At 64.1% G+C, this 11,110-nt stretch carries 9 protein-coding genes; 4 read left to right on the top strand and 5 right to left on the bottom strand.

The window, feature by feature from the left end:
- The 4 genes from SY1_RS04530 to SY1_RS04515 all read left to right on the top strand — a co-directional run.
- Positions 1-576 (top strand): oligopeptide/dipeptide ABC transporter ATP-binding protein (locus tag SY1_RS04530; protein ID WP_208872843.1); only part of this gene is annotated, 576 nt, incomplete at its 5' end.
- A gap of 39 nt (positions 577-615) precedes the next feature.
- Entirely contained in the window at positions 616-1,758 is a 1,143-nt protein-coding gene (locus SY1_RS04525; protein ID WP_015556328.1) for a M20/M25/M40 family metallo-hydrolase, read from the top strand.
- A gap of 138 nt (positions 1,759-1,896) precedes the next feature.
- Entirely contained in the window at positions 1,897-3,489 is a 1,593-nt protein-coding gene (locus SY1_RS04520; RefSeq protein ID WP_015556327.1) for a peptide ABC transporter substrate-binding protein, read from the top strand.
- Positions 3,490-3,594: 105 nt separating this feature from the next.
- Positions 3,595-5,196, top strand: a complete 1,602-nt coding sequence (locus SY1_RS04515) for a peptide ABC transporter substrate-binding protein (RefSeq protein ID WP_015556326.1) — start codon at positions 3,595-3,597, stop codon at positions 5,194-5,196.
- A 143-nt stretch (positions 5,197-5,339) separates the two neighbouring features.
- Here the strand turns inward: SY1_RS04515 and typA are convergent, their stop codons facing one another.
- The 5 genes from typA to SY1_RS04490 form a co-directional block, all read right to left on the bottom strand.
- A complete protein-coding gene (gene typA, locus SY1_RS04510) occupies positions 5,340-7,229 on the bottom strand; it encodes a translational GTPase TypA (protein WP_015556325.1) in 1,890 nt (629 codons plus the stop codon).
- A gap of 339 nt (positions 7,230-7,568) precedes the next feature.
- The gene (locus tag SY1_RS04505) at positions 7,569-7,988 is read right to left on the bottom strand and encodes a Dps family protein (protein ID WP_208872841.1); all 420 of its coding nucleotides are present in this window, start codon (positions 7,986-7,988) and stop codon (positions 7,569-7,571) included.
- 56 nt (positions 7,989-8,044) lie between these two features.
- On the bottom strand, positions 8,045-9,670 hold the full coding sequence (locus tag SY1_RS04500; RefSeq protein ID WP_015556323.1) for an FAD-dependent oxidoreductase: 1,626 nt from the start codon (positions 9,668-9,670) through the stop codon (positions 8,045-8,047).
- Positions 9,670-10,233, bottom strand: a complete 564-nt coding sequence (gene ahpC, locus SY1_RS04495; RefSeq protein ID WP_015556322.1) for an alkyl hydroperoxide reductase subunit C — start codon at positions 10,231-10,233, stop codon at positions 9,670-9,672. Before ahpC ends, SY1_RS04500 begins: the two co-directional genes overlap by 1 nt.
- 64 nt (positions 10,234-10,297) lie before the next feature.
- Positions 10,298-10,726 carry a Fur family transcriptional regulator gene (locus tag SY1_RS04490; RefSeq protein WP_015556321.1) on the bottom strand — a complete coding sequence of 143 codons (429 nt, stop codon included), beginning with the start codon at positions 10,724-10,726 and terminating at the stop codon, positions 10,298-10,300.
- Between the last annotated feature and the right edge of the window lie 384 nt (positions 10,727-11,110).

Below are 11,110 nucleotides of genomic sequence, written 5' to 3'. Positions count from 1 at the left end.
GACCGGATGCGACGCCTGATGAAGCTGGTGGGGCTGAACGGCGAACACGCCAACCGCTATCCGCACGAGTTCAGCGGCGGGCAGCGGCAGAGGATCGGCATCGCCCGCGCCCTGGCCGTGGAGCCGGAGTTCATCGTCTGCGACGAGCCCATCTCGGCGCTGGACGTCTCCATTCAGGCGCAGATCGTCAACACACTGGAGGACCTGCAGACCGAGCTGGGGCTGACGTACCTCTTCATCGCCCACGACCTCTCCATGGTGAAGCACATCAGCAGCCGCATCGCCGTGATGTACCTGGGCGACATCGTGGAGCTGGCGGAGAGCAACGAGCTCTACACCAACCCGCTTCACCCCTACACCCGGTCCCTTCTGTCGGCCATCCCCATCCCGGACCCGGACCGGTCGGACGCCCGGCGGCGCATCATGCTGGAGGGCGAGATTCCAAGCCCCCTGAACCCGCCCGCCGGGTGCAAGTTCCACACCCGATGCCCCAACGCGAAGCCGGAGTGCGCCGAGGCCGATACGGTGCTGCGGGAGCTCCGTCCGGGGCACCTGTGCGGCTGCCCGATGATGTAGGCCGTCCGACGTCGGACGAGTGGGGAAGCGATACATTTTATGAAGGATCAAGAGAAGAGGATCTTCGACTGGCTCTCGGCCCATAAAGAGGACATCGTCGCCGACCTGCTGGCGCTGGTCCGCTCGGAGTCCCCTACGGGGGACAAGGCCGCCGTGGACGCCTGTGGAAGGGTTCTGGCCTCGCTCTATCGGGACCGCCTTGGCGCCGTGTCCCGGACGGTCCCGCAGACGGAGGCGGGAGACCACCTGGTGACGGAGGTCGGGGAGGGGGAGCGCACCCTCCTGATCGTCGGGCACATCGACACGGTGCATTCCGTGGGGTCCGTGCCCGTCCGTCGGGAGGGGGACGTGCTCTACGGCCCCGGGGTCATCGACATGAAGGGCGGCGACATCGCCGTCGTCTGGGCCCTGAAGGCGCTGAAGGACCTGGGCCTCCCCCTCGGCAAGAGGGTCCGCATCGTCAACAACTCCGACGAGGAGACGGGCTCCGAGAGCTCACGGGGCCTGCTGCTTGACAGCGCGCGGGGGGCCTGCGCCTGTATCGTCCCGGAGCCGGCCACCTGCCCCGACGGGAAGGTCAAGCCCAGCCGCAAGGGCGGTGGGGAGATCGTCGTCCGATGCCGCGGCAAAGCGGCCCATGCCGGCAACAACCCCCAGGAGGGTGTCGACGCCAACGTGGAGTTGGCGCATCAGATCATCTACCTCAAGGGGCTGTCGGACTACGAGGGGAAGGGCAGCACCTACAGCCCCGGCGTCATATCGGGCGGCAAGGCCGTCAACGTCGTCAGCGACTACGCGGAGGCGACCGTGGACTGGCGCATGTGCGTCCCGGAGGAGATCCCCCGCACGAGGAGCCTCCTCGCGGAGCGGAAGGCTGTCCTGCCCGGCGCACAGGTAGAGTTCGAGGTCAGGGTAGGGCACCCGCCGCTGGCGGAGAACGCACGGAACCTCGCCCTGCTGGAGCTCTTGAAGCAGTGCGGGGCGGACCTTGACATGAGGATCGAGGCGGCTCCCATGGTGGGCGGCTGCTCGGACGGCAACGACATCTCGGACGCCGGGGTCCCCACCATCGACGGCATGGGCATGGTGGGAAACTTCATCCACAACCCGCAGGAGCAGCTCTTTCTGGAGCACCTGGTGCCCCGCGTCGCCCTCCTGGCCTCTCTGATCCTGAGGGTGTGAACCGTGAGCGCCCTGTCCGAATCGGACGGGCGGTCGTGAACGGAGGCGATCGATAAATCTGCGCGTATCGGGTCGCGCGAGAGCGCGAGGTTTGGGCAAGGCCCGTTTTTTCAATATTCTTAAGGAGGTCGTGTGTTGATGAAGGGAAAGAAGTGGTTTCTTGCGCTGGCGGCCGTGCTGTGCCTGATGGGGACGGCGTGGGCCGGGGAGAAGGAGATCGTCTACAACCTGAGCATCGAGCCCCGGACGATCGACCCCGTGCTGAACAACGCGGTGGACGGCTCGAACGTGATCTTCAACCTTTTTGAGGGGCTGGTGCGTATCGGCTTCGACGACGCACCGGAGGCGGGGTGTGCCGAGAAGTGGGAGGTCTCCGAGGACGGGATGTCCTGGACGTTCCACCTGCGGAAGGGCCTGAAGTGGTCCGACGGCAAGCCCATGACGGCGGAGGACTTCCGCTATGGCTTCCTGCGGGCGATTACCCCGGAGAACGCATCGCCCTACGCCCACTTAGGCTTCTTCATCAAGAACGGAGAGGCGTTCTTCAACGGCAAGGCGAAGGCCGAGGAGGTGGGACTGGTCGCGGTGGACGACGTCACGTTCCGCATCGACCTGGAGTACCAGACGCCCCTGATGTTGGACTACCTGTCCTACCACATCTTCTATCCGGCGCGGGCCGACGTGATCGAGGCGGACCCCCGCGGCTGGACGTCCAAGCCCGAGACGGCCCTGGGCAACGGACCCTTCATGCTGGCCGACTGGCAGCACAACAGCGAGATGACTCTGGTGAAGAACCCCCACTACTGGGACGCGGACAACGTGAAGGTGGACAAGCTCCGTTTGGTGATGATCACGGACTCCAACACGGCCCTCGCGGCCTTCAAGGGGGGAAAGGTGGACCTGATCGATAGCATCCCGCCGCAGATGACGCCGCAGCTCATCAAGAGCGGCGAGGCGAAGGTGGCCCCGACGCTGGGCACCTCCTTCTCCGTCTTCAACGTCACGCGGGCCCCGTTCGACAACCCGCTGGTCCGTCGCGCCTTCACGCTGGCGGTGGACCGCACGGTCATGGCGGAGAAGGTGGCCATGGGCGGCCAGAAGCCTGCCGTGGCCTTCATCCCCTACGGCATCCCCGGCGTGGAGCCGGAAAAGGACTTCCGGGCGGAGGGCGGAGCCTTCCTGCCCGATCGAGCCGACGTGGAGCAGGCGAAGAAGCTCCTGGCCGAGGCGGGCTATCCGGACGGCAAGGGCTTCCCCAAAGTTGTCTACAAGTACAACCTGAACCCTATCAACAAGGCCATCGCGGAAGCGCTTCAGGCCATGTGGAAGCAGAACCTGGGCGTCGAGGTGGAGCTCTCCAACGAGGAGTGGAAGGTCTTCATCAACACCCGCATGAAGCATGACTTCGACATCGCGCGCCACGCCTACCTGGTGGACTTCTTCGACGCGGGCAGCCTCCTGGAGCTGTGGCAGGCGGGCGTTCCCGAGAACGTCGCCGGCTACGCCAACGACGAGTACGATGCCCTGATCAAGGACTCCCTCAAGCAGATGGACCGCGCGAAGCGCGTCGAGGCCATGCACAAGGCCGAGCAGATCCTGATGCAGGACCTGCCGGTGCTGCCGCTCTACTTCTACTCGACGCCCTACATGCAGAGCGCTCGGGTAAAGGGGATCTACATGTCGCCGCGCAAATGGGTGTTCTTCCGCGGCGCTGAGGTCGTGGAGCCGTAGCGATAGGACGAGAGCCGAGGCCTGCGCTCGACCCTCGCTGGGGGGTCAGGGTCGCCTGGCCCCCGTCTGTCATCCAAATTGTTTTTCGAAGGAGGTTGTGTGTTGATGAAGGGAAAGAAGTGGCTTCTTGCGCTGGTGGCCGTACTGTGCCTGATGGGGACGGCGTGGGCCGGGGAGAGGGAGATCGTCTACAACCTGGGTATCGAGCCGCGGACGATCGACCCCGTGCTGAACAGCGCAGTGGATGGCTCCACGGTGCTCTATAACATCAGCGAAGGTCTGGTGCGCATCGGCCTTGACGACGCGCCGGAGCCGGGGTGCGCCGAGAGCTGGGAGGTCTCAGAGGACGGCCTGTCCTGGACGTTCCACCTGCGGGAGGGCCTGAAGTGGTCTGACGGCAAGCCGCTGACGGCGGAGGACTTCCGTTGCGGCTTCCAGCGCGTGTTCAACCCGGAGAACGCCTGCCCCTTCGCCTACGTCGGCTACTTCATCAAGAACGGCGAGGAGTGCTTCAAGGGCACGGCGAAGCTGGAGGAGCTGGGCGTGACGGCGGTTGACGAGAGGACGCTGCGCCTGGACCTGAAGCACCCCAGCCCCCTGATGCTGGACTACCTGTCCTACCACATCTTCTTCCCCGCGCGGGCTGACGTGGTGGAGCAGGACCCCCGTGGCTGGTCCGCGTCGGGCTCCTTCCCCTGCAACGGGCCCTTCATGATCACGGAATGGAAGCACAACAGCGAGCTCACGGTGGTGAAGAACCCCCACTACTGGGATGCCGACAAGGTGAAGCTGGACAAGGTCCGCATGGTCATGATCAACGACGTCAACACGGCCCTGGCGGCCTTCAAGGGGGGGAAGGTGGACTACAACACCCTTGTCCCTGCTCCAATGCTCCCGCAGCTCCTGGAGAGCGGCGAGGCCAAGGCGCGAAACACGCTGGGCACGTACTTTTACGTTTTCAACACGGCCCGCAGGCCCTTTGACGACGCGCGCGTGCGCAGGGCGTTTGCTCTGGCCGTCGACCGCACGGCCATCGTCGAGAAGGTGACGAGGGGTGGACAGAAGCCGGCCAACGGCTTTATTCCCTACGGCATCCCGGGCGTGGACCCCAATGACCCGGCGGCGGACTTCCGCGCTGAGGACAAGGCAGAGTACCTCCCCCCGCGCGCCGACGTGGAGCAGGCGAAGAAGCTCCTGGCCGAGGCGGGCTATCCGGACGGAAAGGACTTCCCCAAGGTGCAGTGCAAGTACAACAGCAACCTCGGGAACAAAGCCATCGCGGAAGCGCTTCAGGCCATGTGGAGGCAGAACCTGGGCGTTGAGGTGGAACTCTATAACGAGGAGTGGAAGGTGTTCATCAACACCCGTAATAAGAAGGACTTCGACATCGCGCGCCACGGCTACCTGGTGGACTTCTTCGACGCGGGCAGCCTCCTGGAGATGTGGCAGACGGGCGTTTGGGAGAATTCTGCCAGCTTCAGCGACGCGGAGTATGACGCCCTGATCCGGGATTCCCTTGAGCAGATGGACCGCGCGAAGCGCATTGAGGACATGCACAAGGCCGAGCAGATCCTGATGCGCGAGATGCCGGTCTGCCCGCTTTACTTCTACACGACGCCCTCCATGCAGAGCGCCCGGGTGAAGGGAATCTATCACTCTCCGCGCAACTGGGTGTTCTTCCGCGGCGCTGAGGTCGTGGAGCCGTAGCGCGAGGACGAGAGCGGAGGACTGGCGCTAAAAAACTGAAGGGGGTCGGACAGAGTCGACCCCCTTCAGTTTTTTTAGCCGGACTGCAGCGTGACGGTGCGGCTGGACGCCCAATAGGCTGATGTTCGCCCCGTGCCCCGGATTTACTTCCTGTTGGACGGGTCCGATTCTCCCCCGGCCCTTCGGGTTGCCTTTCGCCGCTCCAGTTCGTCCAGGATGGCCTTGCGCAGGCGGATGGACTGCGGCGTGACCTCGACGAGCTCGTCCACCTCGATCCACTCCATGGCCTTCTCCAGCGACATGCGGCGCGGGACGTCGAGCTTTGTGGTCAGCTCCTTGGTGGCGGAACGGTGGTTCGTCTGCTGCTTCCTCTTGGTGGGGTTGCAGGGCATGTCCCCCGGCCGGCTGTTCTCTCCCACGATCATGCCGTTGTAAACGGGTTCCAGGGGGGAGATGAAGAGCGTCCCCCGCTCCTGCAGGTTCTCCAGTTGGTAGGCCGTGGCCTCTCCGGTGTCCAGGCTCACCAGGGAGCCGCGGCTCCGCGTGACGAGGTCCCCCGCCCAGGGCGCGTAGCCCGAGAAGCAGCTCGACATGATGCCCAGGCCGCGGGTGTCGGTCAGGAACTCCCCCCGGTAGCCGATGAGGCCCCGCGTCGGGATCTCGATCTCGATGCGCAGCAGGCCGCGGTCCTGATTGACGACGTTCTTCACCTTGCCCTTGCGCTGGGACATCTTCTCGAAGACGATGCCCTGGTACTCGTCCGGGACGTCGACGGTCACCAGCTCGTAGGGTTCCATCTTCACGCCGTCCCGCGTTTCCATGATGACCTCCGGCTTCGAGACGCAGAACTCCATCCCCTCACGCCGCATCTCCTCGATGAGGATGCTCAGCTGCAACTCGCCGCGCCCCGATACTTTGACGCCGTCCGGACGGCCCAGGTCCTCCATGCGCAGGGAGACGTTGACGTGCATCTCCCGCTGGAGGCGGGCCTTGAGCTGCCGAAGCGTTACGGCCTGTCCCTCCCGTCCCGCGAAGGGGCCTGTGTTGACCAGGAAGAACATGGATACCGTTGGCTCTTCGATGGACAGGGGCTTCAGGGGACGGTCCGCGATGGCCTCTGCGGCGAAGGTGTCGCCGATGTCGATCTCCGTCGGTCCGGTGAGCCACACGATGTCGCCGGCCCCCACCTCGTCCACCTCGACGCGCTCCAGTCCGCGGGTCACCCACAGCTGCACCACCCGGGCGTTCTCCTGCCCTGTGGTCGTCCAGTCCGTGCCCGTGTGGTCCGTGGTGTTCCACTTCGTGGAGACCCGCACGAAGGGGTCCCCTTTGCGGATATGTCCCTGCAGGATCTTACCGCAGCCGATGCGGCCCACGTACTCGTTCCACGCCAGCGTGCTGACCTGCATGAGGAAGGGCTTGTCCGGGTCCACGTTGGGGGCCGGCACGTAGTCGATGATGGCCTGGAAAAGGTCGTCCATGTTGTCGCGCCGCGGGTCGCTCAGGTCCTTCACGGCCCAGCCGGCGAGCCCCGAACCGTAGAGGACGGGGAAGTCCGCCTGTTCGTCCGTTGCGCCCAGCTCAAAGAAGAGGTCGAAGGTCTTGTTGAGGGCACCGTTCGGGTCCGCGCCCTCGCGGTCCACCTTGTTGATGAACACCAGGGGCTTCATGCCAATGGAGAGCGCGTGCTGCAGCACGTAGCGCGTCTGGGGCATGGGGCCCTCGTTGGCGTCCACGATCAGGATGACGGAGTCCACGGTGGAGAGGATGCGCTCCACCTCTCCCGAGAAGTCCGCGTGCCCCGGCGTGTCGATGATGTTGATGAGGTACCCGCCCCATTCGACGGTGCAGGGCTTGGAGCGGATGGTGATGCCGCGCTCGCGCTCGATGGCGCCCGAGTCCATCACGCGCTCCGCAACCTGCGTGTGGGCGCTGAAGGTCTGAGCCGCCCTGAAGATGGAGTCGATCAAGGTCGTCTTGCCATGGTCAATGTGGGCTACGATAGCCAGGTTTCTGATCTTTTCTGCCTGCATAGGTCCTTGCCTTCCCAAAATGAAAATAGGTTCCCCCTGCGGGGAACGTTTCCCCTTTTCGTTCCTCAAAAAAACGCACTGCATTGTACCGCAAAAGGCGCCCCGCCGCCAAGCGCTTTTTGTCAGTTTGTCCGAACCCGCAGGATGCGGCGGCCTTTGGGGTGCTGCGCGGCCATTCAGGACGGGGTCATGGGCTTTGAGGGCGCGCGGAGGGGAGGCCGCTCTGCTGTTTTTGCGGTGCCGGCGCAGAAGGCCAAAAAGCAAAGTAAAAGAGGAGCCGGCCGGCTCCTCTTTTACTCAATTTCACCGAACGGCATGGCCTTCGCCCGAAGGTCCGTGCTACATGGACGCCTGCGAGATCATCCAGATCGCCTTGCTGTAGCTCTCGATGAAGTCGTCCATCTTGGTGGAAACGAGGTGGTTGTCGGAAGCGTCCGCGTCCTTCTTGATGGCCTTGACGCTCTCCAGGAGGTGCTTGAAGTCGCCGAGGATGGACGCATAAACCGCCTTCACGTCGCCGACAAAGCCCTCGGAGGCGTCCTTGACCTTCGCGTGCCTGGCGAAGGCCGCCATGGTCGACACCGGACGGTACCCGACCATGAGCATGGTCTCGGCGACCTCGTCGATCTGCGGCCGGATGTCGTCGTAGTACTCCTCGAGCTTGGCGTGGGTCTGGAAGAAGGTGGGGCCGCTGATGTACCAATGGTAGCTCTGCAGCTTGTGATAGAAAAACACGAGGTCCGAGAGTAGCGCGTTCATTTTGGCTTCCATAATGTTAATCTCCTTAAGTTTTTTTGGCCGATGGCCGAAATTTTTTAACCGATCTCGTCCAGAAGCTGCTGGACGCCCTTCTTGCCGAACGTCACCCTGTCGTCGTCGATCACGAGGCAGGGGACGCTCATCACGTTGTAGCGCTCCTTCAGCGCTCCGAAGTGGTTGATGTCGTACACGTCCGCCGTCACCGAGGGGTTCAGCGCCGCGATCTGCTGCGCGGCCGCCACCAGCTCCGGACACATCGTGCAGGAGAGGGAGACCAGGACCTTCATGCCGACCTTCCGGTCGATGGCCCGGATGCGCGCCCGCGTGGTGTCGTCCAGGGACTGTCCCGGCCCCGCGGCGTTGTAGAGCCCCAGCATGAAGGAGGTGAACTCGTGCCCGCCCGGGACGCCGTGGAAGGCCAACCCCGTATCCGTGCCGTCCGCCTTCAGGACCCGGACGCAGGGCAGCTCGGCTTCGGGGAGCCCCGTGCCCGTCCTCACGGTGAGCTTGTCCGTCATTCCCGCCAGCTCCGTCATGTAGCCTTGCAGCTCGCGCGAGACGGGGCGGTCGTCGAGGAAGAGCTCCAGGATCAGGTTCTGTTCCATCCGGGCGAAGACGGCCTCCATCTGCTGACGCATGTCCTCGGAGAACAGGCCGCCCTCCGCGGGGGCTTCGCGCTTCGCCTCCCGTGTCGGCGCAGCGGCGGTGCGAACCGGCTTTTTGGGGTGGATGCCCGTCTTGGCCTGCATGGCGGCGGCGTACCGCTCCAGCTCCGTCGCGGCTGTGGCCCCGTCGCCCACGGCGGTCACAACCTGACGCAGGTTCTTCACGCAGACGTCCCCTGCAGCGTAAACCCCGTCCAGGCTGGTCTTCTGGCTGCGGTCGGTGACGACGTAGCCTTGGGGGTTGAGCTCCACCTTGCCCTTGACGAGGTCCGTGGCCGGGACGTACCCGGCGAACACGAAGACGCCGAAGGTGTCGCCATCCTCCGCGGAGAAGACCGTCTCCGTGCCAGTCTTGGAGTTTTTGTAGCGGATTCGGCGGAGGGCGGTATCGCCCGAAACCTCCACCACCTGCGTGTTGGTCAGCACCGTGACCTTGGGGTGCTCCAGCGCCCCACGCGCCGTGGCCTCGGCGCAGGTGAAGGCGTCCTCACGCACGAGCACCGTCACGTGGCGGGCGTAGCGGGTCAGGAAGACGCTCTCCTCCGCCGCGGCGAACCCGCCCCCGATGACGAAGACCTCCTTGCCCGTGAAGAACTCGCCGTCGCACGTGGCGCAGTAGGCCACGCCGCGGCCGCGGAACTCCGTCTCGCCGGGGAAGCCCAGCACGCGGGGGTGCGCGCCGGTGGCGATCAGCACCCCGAAGCAGGAGAAGACGCCCCGGTCCGTGTGGACCTTCTTGACGTCCCCGTCCAGCTCCAGGTTCGTGACGTCCGCCATCAGGAACTCCGCCCCGAAGCTCTCCGCCTGGGCGCGCATGGTATCGGTCAGGGCCCTGCCGTCCGTCCGCCCCGCTCCGGGGTAGTTGACGACCTCGGAGGTGATGGTGATCTGGCCTCCGAAGGTCTCCTTCTCGACGACCAGCACCCGGTAGCAGGCGCGGGCGAGGTAGAGGCCCGCCGTTAAACCGGCAGGGCCTCCTCCCACCACGACGACGTCGTAAAAGTTCCGGTCGTCCATTAGAGCTTGCCGACGAGGTCCAGGCTGGGCTTCAGGGTCTCCGCACCGGGCTGCCACTTGGCGGGGCAGACCTGGTCGCCGTGCTCGGCCACGAACTGGCTGGCCTGAAGGCGGCGGAACAGCTCGTCGGCGTTGCGGCCCACGTTACCGGCGTTGACCTCGTACACCACGATCCTGCCCTGCGGGTTGACGATGAAGCTGCCGCGCTCCGCCAGCCCCGCGTCCTCGATCAGCACCTCGAAGTCCCTGCTCAGCGCGTGCGTGGGGTCCGCCAGCATCGGGTAGGTGATCTTCCCGATGCGCTCGGACTCGTCGTGCCACGCCTTGTGGACGAAGTGGGTGTCCGTGGAGACCGAGTAGATCTCGCAACCCGCCTTTTGGAAGTCGGCGTACTTGTTCTGCAAGTCCTCGAGCTCCGTGGGGCAGACGAAGGTGAAGTCCGCGGGGTAGAAGAAGAAGACGCTCCACTTGCCCAGGATGTCCGCCTTCGTCACGGTCTTGAACTCGCCCTTGTGGTACGCCTGAACCTTGAAATCGCTCACTTCTTTGTTGATCATCGACATGAAAAAATCCTCCTTAAAATTGAAATTGAATTTTGTTCTGGCCGGCTGCCCGGCTCTCCCTCTATTAAGAGGCGGAACCCGCTCCGCGCTCCCTCCCGGTCGAATCGCTCCTTTCCTCACGCTCCGCGGAAGCTTCCTTCTCGCGGCACTTCTTGCAGATCCAGGAGATCTTCAGTTCGTAGAAGTCGACCTCAAGCCCGGTCTCCGCCCTCAGGCGGTCCGTCAGGTCCCCGATGAAGACGTCCGTCAGCTCTCCACAGCGCCGACAGATCATGTGGTCGTGCCGGATGGTCCTGTCGTAGCGGTCCGGCTGTCCCTCCAGCCTCAGCCTCCGAATCGCCCCCTGAGCGCAGAGGGCGTTCAGGTTGTTGTAGACCGTCGCCATGACGATGGCGGGGTGCCGCCGCTTCATCTCCCAGAAGATCTGTTCGGCCGTAAGGTGCCCACCCGGCCTGCTGACGATGTCCAGGATCCCGCTGGCATACTTTGTCATGCCTCACCTCCTTCCTGGAATTAGTTTAAATCTAATTTAATCGATGCTCCTCGTTTTGTCAAGCCCCATTCTGCAAAAAATTTGCAAGTTTGGACGAAAGCGGCGATGCGCCGGACGGCAGGGGCGATTGCCATGCACCTTGCCTGATGTGATGGCTACACGCCTTCGCTGCGGCCCGCAGAAGCCGCCTCATCATGTCGCGTCGTATCAGTCACATATTAATGAAGCATGTTTAATGAAGTACGAATGGAAGTACGAATGATTTTGAATGGAATTACGGGTTGAGAAAGGGCGGGATACGTCGTCCGCCTCTGGCGGCCGGCGCCGGGGTCGCGTAAAATAGCCGCCGGTCTGTCGAATTTGCCGAGTTTCGGGAGGAATCTT

The sequence above is a fragment of the Fretibacterium fastidiosum genome, assembly GCF_000210715.1.
GTDB classification, from domain to species: Bacteria; Synergistota; Synergistia; order Synergistales; family Aminobacteriaceae; genus Fretibacterium; species Fretibacterium fastidiosum.
The sequence above is the reverse complement of the archived record's forward strand: the minus strand, read 5'-3'. Positions and strand labels throughout refer to the sequence as shown.